This is a genomic window from Thalassospira mesophila (genome assembly GCF_002115755.1).
Taxonomy (GTDB): domain Bacteria; phylum Pseudomonadota; class Alphaproteobacteria; order Rhodospirillales; family Thalassospiraceae; genus Thalassospira; species Thalassospira mesophila.
The window spans coordinates 105,191-120,798 of record NZ_JFKA01000010.1 but is presented as its reverse complement, the minus strand read 5'-3'; the positions used below and the strand labels follow the sequence as shown (position 1 = coordinate 120,798).

13 protein-coding genes are annotated in these 15,608 nt (G+C 54.1%); 9 read left to right on the top strand and 4 right to left on the bottom strand.

The window, feature by feature from the left end; translation table 11 throughout:
* Positions 1–5 precede the first annotated feature (5 nt).
* Together TMES_RS17795 and TMES_RS17790 are read right to left on the bottom strand one after the other, a co-directional pair.
* Positions 6–791, bottom strand: a complete 786-nt coding sequence (locus TMES_RS17795; protein WP_085585031.1) for an ABC transporter ATP-binding protein — start codon at positions 789–791, stop codon at positions 6–8.
* 37 nt (positions 792–828) lie between these two features.
* A complete protein-coding gene (locus TMES_RS17790) occupies positions 829–1,851 on the bottom strand; it encodes an ABC transporter substrate-binding protein (protein WP_085585029.1) in 1,023 nt (340 codons plus the stop codon).
* A 274-nt stretch (positions 1,852–2,125) separates the two neighbouring features.
* Between TMES_RS17790 and TMES_RS17785 the strand changes: the two genes are divergently transcribed.
* The 8 genes from TMES_RS17785 to TMES_RS17750 all read left to right on the top strand — a co-directional run bounded on the left by TMES_RS17785 (position 2,126) and on the right by TMES_RS17750 (position 12,356).
* Entirely contained in the window at positions 2,126–2,842 is a 717-nt protein-coding gene (locus TMES_RS17785; RefSeq protein ID WP_085585027.1) for an ATP12 family chaperone protein, read from the top strand.
* A 488-nt stretch (positions 2,843–3,330) separates the two neighbouring features.
* The gene (locus TMES_RS17780; RefSeq protein WP_085585025.1) at positions 3,331–5,475 is read left to right on the top strand and encodes a diguanylate cyclase domain-containing protein; all 2,145 of its coding nucleotides are present in this window, start codon (positions 3,331–3,333) and stop codon (positions 5,473–5,475) included.
* Positions 5,476–5,781: 306 nt separating this feature from the next.
* Complete coding sequence (locus tag TMES_RS17775) at positions 5,782–7,314, top strand: acyl-CoA carboxylase subunit beta (RefSeq protein WP_085585023.1); 1,533 nt, start codon at positions 5,782–5,784, stop codon at positions 7,312–7,314.
* 17 nt (positions 7,315–7,331) lie between these two features.
* On the top strand, positions 7,332–9,335 hold the full coding sequence (gene accC, locus TMES_RS17770; protein ID WP_085585022.1) for an acetyl-CoA carboxylase biotin carboxylase subunit: 2,004 nt from the start codon (positions 7,332–7,334) through the stop codon (positions 9,333–9,335).
* Positions 9,336–9,808: 473 nt separating this feature from the next.
* Entirely contained in the window at positions 9,809–10,543 is a 735-nt protein-coding gene (locus TMES_RS17765) for an HAD family hydrolase (protein WP_085585020.1), read from the top strand.
* Positions 10,536–10,919, top strand: coding sequence for a DUF1244 domain-containing protein (locus TMES_RS17760; RefSeq protein WP_085585018.1), 384 nt, complete (start codon positions 10,536–10,538; stop codon positions 10,917–10,919). The genes TMES_RS17765 and TMES_RS17760 overlap by 8 nt, the downstream gene beginning before the upstream one ends.
* A 69-nt stretch (positions 10,920–10,988) precedes the next feature.
* The gene (locus tag TMES_RS17755) at positions 10,989–11,306 is read left to right on the top strand and encodes an acylphosphatase (protein ID WP_085585016.1); all 318 of its coding nucleotides are present in this window, start codon (positions 10,989–10,991) and stop codon (positions 11,304–11,306) included.
* Positions 11,307–11,513: 207 nt separating this feature from the next.
* A complete protein-coding gene (locus TMES_RS17750; RefSeq protein ID WP_085585130.1) occupies positions 11,514–12,356 on the top strand; it encodes a 5'-nucleotidase, lipoprotein e(P4) family in 843 nt (280 codons plus the stop codon).
* Positions 12,357–12,621: 265 nt separating this feature from the next.
* Here the strand turns inward: TMES_RS17750 and TMES_RS17745 are convergent, their stop codons facing one another.
* Positions 12,622–14,064 (bottom strand): FAD-binding oxidoreductase, encoded by a 1,443-nt coding sequence (locus tag TMES_RS17745; RefSeq protein ID WP_085585014.1) that lies wholly within the window; start codon positions 14,062–14,064, stop codon positions 12,622–12,624.
* A gap of 83 nt (positions 14,065–14,147) precedes the next feature.
* Entirely contained in the window at positions 14,148–15,128 is a 981-nt protein-coding gene (locus tag TMES_RS17740; protein WP_211275950.1) for an L-threonylcarbamoyladenylate synthase, read from the bottom strand.
* Positions 15,129–15,172: 44 nt separating this feature from the next.
* Here TMES_RS17740 and TMES_RS22685 point away from each other — a divergent pair, with 44 nt between their 5' ends.
* The gene (locus TMES_RS22685) at positions 15,173–15,469 is read left to right on the top strand and encodes a hypothetical protein (RefSeq protein WP_143589715.1); all 297 of its coding nucleotides are present in this window, start codon (positions 15,173–15,175) and stop codon (positions 15,467–15,469) included.
* Positions 15,470–15,608: the final 139 nt, after the last annotated feature.

Genomic DNA, 15,608 nt, shown 5'->3' with positions numbered 1-15,608 from the left:
GGCGGTTAGGCGGCACGCACATCACGAATGTGACTGCGCAATTCATGGACCAGATCGATAAAGGGCTGGGTAAAGGTGGTTTCCTGATCACGCGGGCGGGGCAGCGTGTTGTCGCGTGCTACCAGGATGCGTCCGGGCCGCTTGGACATCACATAAACCGTGTCTGCCAGATAGGCCGCCTCGCGCAAATCATGCGTTACCAGCATGACGGTAAAAGGCCGCACCATCCAAAGGTTTTGCAAAATGTCCCACAGTTCCTCGCGGGTGAAGGCATCGAGCGCGGCAAACGGCTCGTCGAGCATTAAAAGGTCCGGCTCGTGGATCAATGCCCGGCACAGGGACGCGCGCTGTTGCATCCCGCCGGAAAGCTCCCACGGGAATTTGTCTTCGTATCCCGCAAGCCCCACGGTGGCCAATAACGCCTTGGCGCGCGCAACATATTCGGCCTTGTGTTGGCGCAGGCGGTTGCGATGCGGTTTTACAATTTCAAGCGGCAGCAACACGTTATCAAGCGTGGTGCGCCACGGTAGAAGGGTGGGGTTTTGAAACGCCATACCGACAATTTTTAACGGCCCCGCCACTTCGTGGCCATCAACAATGACGGTGCCGTCGCTGGGCGGCATCAGCCCTGAAACAAGTTTAAGCAGGGAGGATTTACCACATCCCGAGGGTCCGACAACGGCGACAAACTCGCCCTTGCGGATTTTCATATCCGTCGTATCAAGTGCGAGATCATCGCCTTCGCTATAGCGTAATCTGACATTGCTCAATTCGACAAAACTGTTGGACACAGCTTTATTCTCCCTGCTTGTGTGCGTACGGTTTTGCTTATTTAATTTTGCGGTCTTTTTCGCCCGGCATGTAAATGCTGGTGAAAATATCGGCCACTTTGGGCGGGTTTTGGATGCCAAAAGCCAGGCTGACCTGATCAATCGCTTTGGCCATGCGGTCGGTTGAAATCGGGCCCATGCCATGTGCCAGAACTTCGTCGGTAACGACATTGTCCTCGATCACCATGTTCAGGCGTTCGGTTTCAAGTTTGGTGTCAATTAACGGATCAACTTCTTTTAAGGCCGCAATGGCTTCTGCGGGGTTGGCAATCGCATCGCGCCAGCCTTTAACTACGGCCCGCAAGAAACCACGCAGTTCGTCGCCATGGTTTTCCATCATATCGCGCGAGGCCAAAATGCCGTTGCCATAAAAATCCAACCCGTAATCGGCATATTTGAAGACCACCATGTCTTCTTTTTTAATGCCCTGCGATTCAAGGTTCAGAACAGATGTGAAATAGTGGCCCGAAATGCCGTCCACATCACCGCGCACCAGCATTGGTTCGCGCAGGGGCGGGTCCATGCTTTCCCATTTAACATCATCCATCGACAGGCCGGTGGCCTCGGCGAAAGCCGGGAACAGCTTGCGCGAGGCATCAAAAACCGGCGCGCCAAGGGTTTTACCCTTTAAATCTTCCGGTTTGGTGATGCCGCTTTTTTTCAGCATGAACAACGAAAACGGCGGGCGGTCATACACCATGAAAATCGACTTCATGGCCTGGTCGGGGTGGCTTGCGTTAAATTCGACCAGTGAATTGATATCGGCAAAGGAAATGTCATAGGCGCCACTGGCAACCCGCGTAATCGCCCCGACCGAGCCATTGCCCGAATCAATCGTGACATCGAGCCCTTCGTCGGAGAAATAGCCCTTTTTCTTGGCCAGAATATAAGGGGCGGTATGGCCTTCAAATTTCCAGTCGAGCGAAAATTTGATCGGCGTATCTGCTTTGGCGGCATGTACCACCACCAGTGCTGCGACCCCAAGGGTCAGTGCCGCGACCCGTGATCCGAATTTACCCATTTGTCGAAGTCTCCTGATTGTGTCGCGTTTCGCGACATGTTTCGTTGCCTCAAGCCCAAAACCCGCCTGATACCAGCAAGGGCCGTGCCATATTCGCGCCATCTTTGCCGAACCACAGGTTTGGCGGGCTTTGGCCTTTTGCTGGAATGGGTAAAAACACGGCAACGGAAAATTTTGTGTAAAAAATATGCAATTTACGTAATTAACGGCACCAAATGCCGTTTTTCACATCAAACTGCTTGCGTCTTTTTGCCGTTTTGGGCATATCGCCCTTATGGCAAATGCATCAATCAAACGGTTTTACAAACAGGTTGCGACCGCCCCAGCCGAAAACGGGCAAGGGTGGCGTATTCATCTTGACGGACGGGCGGTAAAAACCCCGGGCAAGGCCGATTTTGTGCTGCGCAATCAGCCCCTGGCCGAGGCAATTGCCGCCGAATGGGACGCGCAGGGTGAGCATATTGTGCCGTCCACCATGCCAATCATGCAGCTTGCCGCAACCGCGATAGACCGCGTGGCCCCAAACCGCGCCGTTGTGATTGCCGAATTAACCGGCTATGGCCGCAGCGACCTTTTATGTTACCGCGCGCAATATCCTGATGATTTGATGCGTAAGCAGCACGAACAATGGCAGCCCTTGCTTGACTGGGCGAAAACCGAATTGTCGGTATCGTTAAATGTCACGCATGGCGTTATGCCCATTGCGCAGGAAGATACTGCATTGCTGGCGGTTCAAGATGTGATCGAACCGCTTGATGATCATGAACTGGCCGCCCTTCACACCCTGATTACGGTAAGCGGGTCGGTTATTATCGGGCTGGCGGTTTTACATCGTTATATCGATGCAAAACAGGCCTTCGACGTTTCCCAGGTTGATGAGATTTATGCCATCGAAAACTGGGGCGCGGATGCCGAGGCCGAAGAAAAGCGCCAGAATCTGCGTAATGAAATTCTTGCAGCCCGGCGCTTTCTCGACCTGTATCAGGGTTAAAACCGCGCCCGATATTGCCGGGCTGCGTGTTTTGTGGCCAGCGACACCGGTGAAACAGCATCCCATTTTGACGATGTGACGTTGCAGGGGCAGGTGTGGCGCGTTGCCCTTTGGCATCGTGTGGCCGTGCCTGCGCGCCAAGGTTTATTCGATTCGCCTGATTTGCGTGTCTTTTAAAGGCGCTGGCGGGTTTTGCACGCCCATACCTTTTAAAAGTGACGGCCTATACAATCGTTTATATTCAGGTCTAGGGTCGAAAAGTGCGCAATTTGGTAAAAATCGTGCAAAAACCGCATTTTCCCGCGAAAATTTAAGCCAGATCAATTGCTGGAATCATTCTTATACCTATACTGTTGTCGTATTAGGGAACGAGAATAAAAGGAAATTGTTGCAGCCGTTCCAGCCGGGTATAGCGATGATTACGTGTCGCTCAGCACCTTGCGGAACATTTTGTTCCGTGCCGGGGACGCAGCAATTAGAACAAAAACATGAATGCGCACAATCATAGCGGGCGAAGGCCCGACCAATCGCATGATGACGGCTTTGCGGCGGGCATTATTGCCGATGACAATGCCACAGCCGCGACGGCATGCGTTATTTACTGCATCGACCTTGAAGATCCTGCGACAAGTTACATCAGTGCCAATTGTGCAGGGCTTTTGGGGGTTCCCGCCCGTGAAATCCGGCTGAAATCGGCCAACTGGTGGTGGGTTTTTGTTCATCCCGATGATTGTGCCGGCTTGCGGTCAACCTGCGATCCTGCCGATTGGCCAAGTCAGGCGATCATACGCCAGTTTCGCCTGCGCCGTCATGATGGCACGTGGGTGCATGTGCTTGACCATGCCATGGTGACCGATACAGGCCCCGAAGGGCACCGTAGCGTTATGGGCAGCATGCGTGCGCTTGGCAGCGGTTCCTGCGATTATGAAACCGTTCAAACCCCGCAAAATCGCACCGAATTTATCCTCGACCATGTTGCCGAAGGGGTGCTGGTCCATGATCTGGCAGGCAAGGTTATCCGCCATAATGCGGCGGCGGCGACAATATTTGATATAGACCCGGCCCGGTTTGAGGGCTGGCACCCGCTGGGTGAAAATTATGCGCTGGTTGACGAAGCTGGCGGGTCGATCAGTATTGCCGACCATCCCGTTAATACTGTTGCGCGCACCGGGCAGCCATTTGAGGCTACCATCCTTGGTATTTGCCGCAAGATTGGCGCGGGGGTCACATGTTGGGTGCGGATGCAGGCCATACCGGCATATCACCCGGTAACTGGCGAATTTGACAGCATCGTCACGTCGTTTTGCGATATCAGCGATGTTTACACCGTCGAAAAGGCAATGGCCGAACGCGAAACGATTTACCGGCAAATGTTTATGCATAACCCGGCGATCAAATTGCTGATCGATCCGCTTAGCGGGCGTATACACGATGCCAATCAGGCGGCATTGACATTTTACGGCTATACCCACGCGCAAATATGCCAACTGAAAATAAGCGAGATTAACGTTCAGTCCGACGATACCGTTGATGCGGCGATAAACCAGACCTTGCAGCAGGGGTCGGCCCGGTTCAGTTTTCACCATCGTCTGGCCAATGGCGAAATTCGCGATGTCGAGGTTAATTCCGGGTCGATTAAAATTCATGGGCGCGAATTTCTGCATTCGATTATTTTCGATGTGACCCAGCGCAATCAATATGCCCATCAGCTTGAAGATGCCAACAAGGAGTTGGTCGAGGAACGCCAGCGCCTTGATGAAATTATTCGCGGAACCAATGCCGGAACCTGGGAATGGAATATTCAAACTGGCGACATCCGCTTTAACGAACGCTGGGCCGAAATTATCGGTTATACCCTGGCCGAACTGGGCACCCCCAGCATTCAGGGCTGGCGCAATTTGTGCCATCCTGATGATCTGGAAAATTCCGATAAATTGCTGACCGAACATTTTGAAGGTCGTAGCACCTATTTCCAGTGCGAATGCCGGGTGCGGCACAAAAATGGCGACTGGATCTGGGTGCTGGACCGCGGCAAGGTTTTTGACTGGGATGCCGATGGCAGACCCTTGCGTATGGCCGGAACCCACAGCGACATCACCCCGTCCAAGGCGATCGAGGAACAAATTCGCCAAATGGCCCTGACCGACCCGCTGACCGGGCTTGCCAACCGGCATCTGTTTAACGACCGGCTTGCTCAGGCCATTCGGCTAAGCGAACGTATTAACCAGAATGTCGCGTTGCTGCTGCTCGATCTGGACTGGTTCAAACAGGTCAATGACACCTATGGGCACCCGGTTGGCGATAAATTACTGATCGAAATTGCCAACTTTTTGCGCTCGCGCTTTCGCGATGCCGATGTGGTGGCCCGTTTGGGCGGCGATGAATTTGCCATTTTACTGCCCGCCATGGGCAACCCCGAAGAAGCACAAATTCCCGCCGCGCGCATCATTCAGGAAATCGGCCGCCCGCGTATGATTGACGGCAACGAAATTACCGTCGGGGCCAGTATTGGCATCAGCTATTGCAAGGGCTGCGAATGCGATGCCGATAATTTATATCGCAAGGCAGATCGCGCGCTTTATCTGGCCAAAAAAGGCGGGCGCAACACCTATCGCACCATCGCGGCCTGTTAGGCCTTGAATGGGCGACACGGCAACAGGGCAGGGCAATGGCGGGTGTTTCACACGCCCAAATTGCCCTGTTTTCGCCTTTTCGCGTTATATGCGCCCCTTCTGATGTGGGTAGACTTTAGTTCGGCCAAATCTGGCATTTTCCTTTGACGTTAGGGAATTCAGGCGTTTGCGCCATTGCGGTATTAAAATATGCCGTGTAAAAATAATTGGCATTCCAGTACCGAATAATGGTATTCCAATTTTGCGCCCGCATCCCGCGGGAAGCTGTTTTAATTCCGGCCGGGCCACAAACAAGGATCAGCCAGCATGCAGGAAATCATCACCAAACTCGAAGAAATGCGTGCCGACGCCGCAATGGGCGGCGGGCAAAAACGCATCGACAAACAGCACGAAAAAGGCAAGCTCACGGCGCGTGAACGCCTTGATGTGCTGCTTGATGAAGACAGTTTCGAGGAATGGGACATGTTTGTTGAACATGATAGCGTTGATTTCGGCATGTCCGAAAACCGCATTCCCGGTGATGGTGTTGTAACCGGTCATGGCACGATTAATGGCCGTCTGGTGTTTGTGTTCAGTCAGGATTTTACCGTGTTTGGCGGTGCCCTTTCGGGGGCACATGCGCGCAAAATTGGCAAGATCATGGATCAGGCGATGAAGGTGGGCGCGCCCGTGATTGGCCTGAATGATTCGGGTGGTGCCCGTATTCAGGAAGGGGTTGAAAGCCTGGCAGGGTACGCCGATGTGTTTCAACGCAATGTCGAGGCATCGGGCGTTATTCCGCAAATATCGCTGATTATGGGGCCCTGTGCCGGGGGGGCGGTTTATAGCCCTGCCATGACCGACTTTATTTTTATGGTCAAGGACAGCTCCTATATGTTCGTGACCGGGCCGGACGTGGTTAAAACCGTTACCCACGAAGAAGTCACGCACGAGGAACTGGGCGGGGCGATCACCCACACCGCCATTTCCGGTGTCGCCGATCTGGCCTTTGAAAACGATGTGGATTTATTGCTGCAAACGCGGCGTTTCATCGATTTTCTGCCGTTATCAAACAAGGAACAGCCGCCTGCGCACAAATGCGAAGACCCGGTTAATCGCGATGATTTCTCGCTTGATACCCTGGTGCCTGAAAACCCCAACATGCCTTACGACATGAAGGAGCTGATCCACAAAACCGTGGATGAAGGCGACTTTTATGAAATTCAGCCCGATTATGCCAAAAACATCATCATCGGCATGGCACGTATGGATGGGCGAACGGTGGGCATTGTTGCCAACCAGCCAATGGTTCTGGCCGGGTGCCTTGACATTGCCAGTTCCAAAAAGGCCGCGCGTTTTGTGCGCTTTTGCGATGCCTATAACATTCCGATTGTCACCTTTGTTGATGTGCCAGGCTTTATGCCGGGCACAGCACAGGAACTGGGCGGGATTATTAAACACGGTGCAAAGCTGCTTTATGCCTATGCCGAGGCAACGGTGCCCAAGGTAACGGTCATTACCCGCAAGGCTTATGGTGGGGCTTATGACGTGATGGCGTCCAAACATTTGCGCGGCGATGTGAATTATGCCTGGCCCAGTGCCGAAATTGCCGTGATGGGGGCAAAGGGCGCGGTGGAAATTATTTTCCGGGCGGACATGAAAGACCCGGCCAAGATCGAAGCCCGGACCGAGGAATACCGCCAGAAATTTGCCAACCCGTTTGTTGCCGGGCGCAAGGGCTATATCGATGATGTCATTATGCCGCATGGCACGCGCCGCCGGGTGTGCAAGTCTCTTTCGATGTTGCGCAACAAGGACATCAAGAACCCCGTTAAAAAACACGGCAATATCCCGCTGTAAGCCCGGAGCATCCAGATATGTTTAAGAAAATCCTGATTGCCAACCGTGGCGAAATTGCCTGCCGTGTGATTAAATCGGCACGAAGAATGGGCATTGCCACGGTTGCTGTTTATTCCGATGCCGATAAAAATGCCCTGCATGTGCAAATGGCCGATGAAGCCGTGCATATTGGGGCGGCCCCGTCCAACCAGTCCTATTTGCTGATCGATAAAATCATCGATGCCTGCAAACAAACCGGGGCCGAGGCGGTTCATCCCGGTTATGGTTTCCTGTCGGAAAATCAAAAATTTGCCAAGGCGCTGGCCGAGGCCAATGTTGAATTTATCGGCCCGCCAACCGGTGCCATTGGTGCCATGGGCGATAAAATCACCTCGAAAAAAATTGCCGCCGATGCCGGGGTTTCCACCGTGCCGGGCCATATGGGCGTGATCAAGGATACGGACGAAGCGGTTAAAATCGCCAACGAAGTCGGTTATCCGGTGATGCTGAAGGCATCGGCGGGCGGGGGCGGCAAGGGCATGCGCATTGCGCGCAACGATGCCGAATGCCGCGAGGGGTTTGAACGCGCAACCTCCGAAGCCGCGTCAAGCTTTGGCGATGATCGCGTGTTTATCGAAAAATTCGTCGAGCAGCCCCGCCATATTGAAATTCAGGTGCTGGCCGATAAACACGGCAACGCGATTTATCTGGGCGAACGTGAATGTTCGATCCAGCGTCGCCATCAAAAAGTGGTTGAAGAAGCCCCGTCGCCGTTTATCGACCCCGAAACCCGCAAGGCCATGGGCGAACAGGCGGTGGCACTGGCGCGTGCGGTGGATTATTGCTCGGCCGGGACGGTGGAGTTTATTGTCGATAAAGACAAAAACTTCTATTTCCTTGAAATGAATACCCGCCTGCAGGTCGAACATCCGGTGACCGAACTTGTGACCAAGCAGGATCTGGTGGAATGGATGATCCGCATTGCATTTGGCGAGGAACTCACCCTGCGCCAGGAAGATGTGACCTTAACCGGCTGGGCGATGGAAACCCGCATTTACGCCGAAGATCCGTTTCGCGAATTTCTGCCCTCGACCGGGCGTCTGGTGCGTTATCAGCCACCGGTTGAAACCGACACCGTCCGGGTTGATACCGGCGTGTTTGAAGGCGGCGAAATTTCGATGTTCTATGATCCGATGGTGGCAAAGCTGGTTACCTATGGTGCGGATCGCGATGAAGCCATTCATCATATGCGCAGTGCGCTTGATGCCTATTTTATCCGCGGCATTTCGCACAATATTCCGTTTCTGGCTGCGGTTATGGCCAATAAACGCTTTCAGGATGGCAATATCACCACCAATTTCATTGCTGAAGAATATCCCGACGGTTTTTCCACCGATGATTTGCCCAATGACGACCCGCAAACCCTGATCACGGTGGCCGCCTATATCAACCAGCGTCTGGCAGAACGCAATGGCGGCATTACCGGTCAGTTGCGCGAAAACGCAGCCCCGATCCCTGAAAGCTGGGTTGCGATCAACGGCGATGACCATACCGCGTTTGACATCGAAATTGACGGTGTTAATGGCGATTACATTGTCGCGATTAAGGATCGCAGTTTTGGCATCGCGTCGAACTGGAAAATCGGGGATGACCTGTTTTTGGGCGAGATTGATGGAACACCTGTTTGTGTGCAGGTTGATGTTGAAGGCACGGGTTATCGCTTGTCGGCCAATGGTGTTCAACGCAGCATCAAGGTTTTGCGCCCCCGAGTTGCCGAGTTGCAAAAACTGATGCCGTTCAAGGCCGCCCCCGATATGTCCAACTTCCTGCTCTCCCCGATGCCAGGCCTTCTGGTCAAGGTATCGGTCGCGGAAGGGCAAACCGTGCAGCCCGGTCAGGAATTGTGCATTCTTGAAGCCATGAAAATGGAAAATGTGCTGAAAGCCGAAAGCAAGGGAGTGGTTAAAACCATCCATGCCGAGCAAGGGGCGAACCTTTCGGTCGATGCGATCATTATCGAGTTTGAAAAAGACGACGCCTGATCGGGGCCGTTTGTCCGCATCACGAATGTTGCTGATTGACATAAACAGCGCCGGGTATCAGATGCCTCGGCGCTGTTTTTGTTTGTTGTTGTGGTATGTCAGCCATCAGAACGCACGCGCAGTTGATCGAATGATAACTTCATTAACATCAATGTCATTGGGCTGGTCGATGGCATCCGGGGTTAGGTAGGTCGAGGATTGTGTAAAAGACACAGTCATCCGGACTTGTTGCACAAAACTACAAGCCGTTATGGTGCCAGATGATTAACCGGCACGGTGTGACCGGGCGCGGAGCATCCTTGCCAGCGATGCCCTGAACCAGATTATCGATGGCCTCTTTGCGAAGTTCCCTGCGCATATTAAATACATAAGGGCGGGGCTTTACCCGTGTCAGGCGGTGGCATATGGTCTGCGTCCTGAAAATAGCCGGGCAACCGGGCGTTTTTTATAAGAAACGATGCAAGAGAGTGTGAATGTTCAAGCTGATTGCCTTTGATGGCGATGATACCCTTTGGCACAACGAGCCGCTGTTTCGCGATGCCCATGTGCGCCTGCGTGAAATGCTGGGAAATCATGGCGATGCCGACAGGGTTGATGAACGGCTGTATCAGGCCGAGTTGGAAAACCTGTCGATCTATGGTTACGGTATTACCGGCTTTACCCTGTCGATGATCGAAACCGCGATTGAGGTTTCGGACAAAAAGATCAGTGCTGCCGAAATTCATGAACTGGCCGAAATTGGCAAATCCATGCTGCGTGCGCCGACCCGCCTGCTTGACGGGGCAAAGACCGTGCTGCGCCATTTTGCCGACCGGGCGGATTGCAAACTTATCCTGATTACCAAGGGTGATTTGATCGCCCAGCAGCTTAAAATCGAACGGTCTGGTCTGGAAAAGCTGTTTGCCGGGGTTGAGATTGTCTCGGAAAAAGACCCGCTGACCTACCGTAACATTTTTGGTCGTTACGGGGTGGAGCCGTCGGAAGCCGTTATGATCGGCAATTCGATGAAATCCGATATTTTGCCGGTGCTGGAATGCGGCGGGGCGGCCATTCATGTGCCCTATGAAATTACCTGGGTTCATGAAATGGTGGGCCAGATTGAAATTGATAACGACCTGTTTTGTGAAGCTGCCGATATTGCGCAGGTGCCCGAACTGATTACATCACTATGCAAACAATGTGCAGGCGAAAGGATGGAAAATGTCTGATTGTGCCGGATCGAATTTAAGTGACGAAGCCGCAACCGGGGGCGGTGTTGCGAGCGAACTTGACGCGCAAACCCGGCTGGAACTTGAAGCCGCCGCCTTTCGCGGGCTGGTCGGTCATTTGCAAAACCGCAAGGATGTGCAAAATATCGACCTGATGAATTTGGCCGGTTTTTGCCGAAATTGCCTGGCGAAATGGTATTTGGCGGCTGCGCGCGACCATAACGTTACCATGGATTATGATCAGGCCCGCGAAGTGGTTTACGGCATGACTTATGATGCATGGAAAGACAATCATCAGGCCCCGGCCAGTGACGAGCAAAAACGCATCTTTAAGGAAAACAGCCATTTGCATGCCGATATTCCCGGCGCCAAATAAGGTGGGGCGATAACTGCCCGGCACGTATGCTATGCGGGCAGTGCAGCTCGGCAATCAGGAAGGTTTACCATGTCACAGACAGACCCCGACCCGGTAACCGGCACCGGCGACATTGCCGTATTGGTGCGGATAGAAGGCCGGGTGCAAGGGGTGTGGTATCGGGCCTGGACGGTTGAGCAGGCCCGCAAGCGCGGCTTGACCGGCTGGGTGCGTAACCGTGCCGATGGCACGGTCGAGGCGGTGTTTTGCGGGGCGCCGTCGGTTGTGCAGTCCATGTTAAGTGCGGCACAACAAGGGCCGGAAAATGCGCGGGTGGAACGTATTCATGAACAAGCGGTGCCGATTGTTGAAGATCTTTCCGGGTTTGAAAAACGGTCGACTCTATAAATAAACCCGGACGGGGTGCTGCTTTGGCGCGATTTGCATAATCGCGCCGAATTTGTTTTGGGGCGGGCCGTGGCGAAAATGGCGCATTTAGCGGTGAATGTCGGGCCAATGATAAAAAAGGGGTTTTCAAGTTCGACCAACATGGCATCCTGTCGCAATCCTGACCGAGCGGTCAACCGCCGGGCAGTTAACAGGGAGCATGATAAGATGAACGTATTTATGAAACTGGCGGGTGCCACTGCACTTGCCACTTTGGTCTCTTTTGCGGCTCAGGCACAGGACGCAAAACCGAATGACGGGCTGAATGCCGCTTTGTGGTATCAGACCTCGGTCGAATATAAAACCACCGCCAAATCTGTTTATGCCGGCGCTCAGCGTTTGCTTGGTGCCGCCATTGGCGACCATAGCTGGACCGCAGCCCTTGAGCAGGGCGACAATTATATGTCCAAATCACCGGCCATCGTGCTTGATGTTGACGAAACCGTTCTTGATAACTCGGCTTATCAGTCATGGGTGGTAACAGCGGATTCATCCTATAGCTCGAAAACCTGGGCGGAATTTGTAAATACCGAAATGTCGACCCCGACCCCGGGGGCGCTGGAATTGACCAAGGCCGCTGCGGCCAAGGGTGTGGCTGTTTATTACGTCACCAACCGCAAAGCCCCGGAAGAAGCCGCCACCATTGCCAATCTTAAAAAATATGGCTTCCCCTATGCCGATGCCGACCACGTAATGGTGCGCGGCGAAAAGAAGGAATGGGGTTCGGACAAAGGCACACGCCGCGATGCGGTTGCCGCCGATCATCGTATTATCATGATGTTTGGCGATAACTTTGGCGATTTCGTCGATGACATGGGCGGTGATGTCAAAGGCCGTATCGCCAAAATGGATGAATATAGCGATTACTGGGGTGAACGCTGGTTCATGCTGCCCAACCCGACCTATGGCTCATGGGAATCAGCCGCCTTTGGTGACAACTGGAAACTTTCGCCAGAAGAACGCCGCCAGATGAAAACCGATGCCTTAAACGATTGGGACGGCCCGAAATAACCGGTTCGGACATCTGATTAAATATCTGATTTATAAAGGGGTGCGATGCGGTCGCACCCCTTTTCGTTTGATCGATTGGGGCAAACTGGTGCCACGCATATCGCGACCCGCGCGCTTATGCCAGTTCTCTATGAGGAAGACTCATGGGGAACTGGTTAGGCGCGACGGCGCCGCGCGGCTTGTGCCGCGAAAGGCAAGGGGTTCAGAGAAGCCCGCCCGCCGACTGAGGACCTCATTGATCGGTTTCGATCAATGAGGTTTGGTATTATGCCGGGTTGACGATTTTGCCGGGATTTAGCGTGTTTTGCGGATCAATCGCCTGTTTTATCGCTTTTAAAAGCTGCATTTTCGCCGGGTCGGCATAATGCGCCAGCTCCTCGACCTTCAAACGGCCAATGCCGTGTTCCGCGCTGATTGATCCGCCCAGATCGGCGACAATATCGTGGATATCGCGGTTTAAATTTTCCCACTGGGCCAAAAAGACCTCGCGGGGCATGTCGACCGGCTGGCTGAAATTGAAATGGATGTTGCCATCGCCAACATGGCCAAACGGGCAGGGACGAATGCCGGGAATGCGTTTTAATGCCTGGGCAATGCCCCGTTCGATCAGGGCAGGAACCGATGACACCGGCACGGAAACATCATGTTTTATGCTGCCGCCCTCGCGGGTTTGGGCGGGGGGGATACCCTCACGCAATGCCCATAAATTGGCGCGTTGTGCCTCGGATTGCGCAATTGTACCGTCGCTGATGAAACCGCTTTCAAGGGCACGTTCCAGCAGACCATGCATCACAGTGGTTAAATCGTCATGCGGGCGCGACGAGGTAATTTCGATCATTGCATACCACGGTGCGACTGTTTGCAGCGGGGTGGTGCAATTTTGAATATGGCGAATGCATAAATCCTGCGCAAACTGGCTCATCAGTTCAAAGGCGGCAATGGCATCTCCGCTTTCGCGCCGGGCCAGTGCCAGCAAATCCAGTGCCGCGTCAACACTTTCAAGGGCAACCCACGCTGTTGCAATCTGGCGCGGGCGGGGAAACAGTTTCAGGGTGCAGGCGGTGATAATGCCAAGGGTGCCTTCGGACCCGATAAACAAATCACGCAAATCATAGCCGGTATTGTCCTTGCGCAATTTGGAAAGGCCGTTCCAGATTGTGCCATCGGCCAACACCACCTCAAGCCCCAAAACCAGATCGCGGGTATTGCCATACCGAATAACATTCAGCCCACCGGCGTTGGTGGCAAGGTTGCCGCCAATCTGGCAACTGCCCTGTGCGCCCAGACTTAACGGAAACAACAGGTCGTGGTTTTCGGCCGTTTGCTGAATGGTGTGTAAGATTGTCCCGGCCTGAACGGTCATGGTGAAATCACGGGCATCGGTATTGATAATCTGGTTCATGCGGCCCAGATTGATCAGGATTTGGCCGTTATCGGCAACGGCACCGCCACAGCGCCCGGTATTGCCCCCTTGCGGCACCAACGCAATGGCTGCGCGGTGGCACAGGCGCACGCAGGCGGCAACTTCATCGGTGCTGGCAGGATAAAGCACAATATCCGCCGCCCCGGTAAATTTGCCCCGGGCCTCGCGGTTATGCTGTTCCAACACGCTGGCATCCATGCTCCAGCCTTTGGGGCCGAGCAGGGTTTGCAAGGCCGCGATCAGCTCGGCGGGAACGGTTGGGGCAGGTGAAAGCGGTGCGGGCATGAAGCGTTCCAAATTAAATTAACAATGTTAACCGGGTGACAGGGCCAGGCCGAGGTTGGGACCAGCTTAACCTCCGCCTCAGCCTAGCCGCGCGGGGCGGCCGCGCGTTTCATGCGGTCGTTAATGGCAATGCCCAGCCCGTCATCGGGGATCGGGCAAATGGCAATGCCTTTGACCCGGCATTGATCGGCCTGATGGAGCACCGCAAACAGGTTGGCCGCCGCCTCGCGGTCATCGCCGGATTTGGACAGCCATAAAACCTGGGCAAACCCGCCTGTGGCGCAATCGGGGCCAAAGGCCAGCAAAACTTCATCGCCGATAGTGCGATCAGGGGTGGTGGCGTTAAGGCGCACCGGCAGGCCCGGCGCATAGTGGCTGCTCATCATGCCCGGCGATTTCGGGGCATCATCGTCGGTGTCGGCCATCACAACATCACAGCCCAGAACCGCGCTTATTTGCTCTGCCGTAATGCCGCCGGGGCGCAGCAGCACCACCCGGTCGGTGGTTAAATCGACCACCGTGCTTTCAAGGCCGACACCGCACTGTCCGCCATCCAGAATCATCGAAACCGCATTGCCCAGCGATGCCGCCACATGGCCCGCCGTGGTGGGGCTGATGCGGCCCGACCGGTTGGCAGATGGCGCGGCAATGGGGCGATCCGCTGCGCGCAACAGGGCACGGGCGATATCGTGGGCCGGTACGCGCACGGCAATGCTGGGCAAGCCCGCGGTGGTTAAGTCGCAAATCGTGCTGTCATCGCGCTTGGGCAGCACCAGCGATAGCGCACCGGGCCAGAATGCCGCGGCCAGTTTATCGGCGCGGTCATCAAACACGGCGTGGCGGGCGGCGGCGTCGCGGTCGGGGAAATGGCTGATCAGCGGGTTAAAGGACGGGCGCTGTTTGGCGGCAAAAATACCGGCCACCGCATCCTTGTTGGTGGCATCGGCACCGAGCCCGTAAACCGTTTCGGTAGGAAAAGCCACCAGCTCACCGGCACGTAATTTGCCAGCGGCCTGGGCCAGGGCACCTTCGGAATAAACACGAATGGTCAGGGCGGGGGACATGGCACCACCATTGATAAAATTTCAATCTGTTGAAATACCTAGCGATGATGGCCCGCAATGACAAGCTGGAACGAATGTCAATTAGAAAAAGGGCATTCTTTTTCACAGGAATTTACAAAAGTTTGTCGGTACTCTGGCGGGAAACTGAAGATGTTTCATCTGAAGAGCGTCAAATGCAGTATTTTGATCTGTTTTTAAAAACACTTGCGCTAAGCGCGGTGGTCGCACTACCGACTTTTGTATTTGATGTGACCCGAATAGTGATGGAGCAGATTTTAGAGCATGTTTCCTTTAATAAGACCCGTTTTGCTGCTCGGCTACGTCGAAATCCTTGTCCGTAACCCCGTTACGCCCTGCGGACTTCTCCTTGCCGAGCGGCAAAATGCGCGGGCAGAATGGGTCTTATTAAAGGAAACATGCTCTAAGTAATTGATTGTATGATCTGAAGCACGATGCTTGTTCAAAGGATAGAAGCGTGAG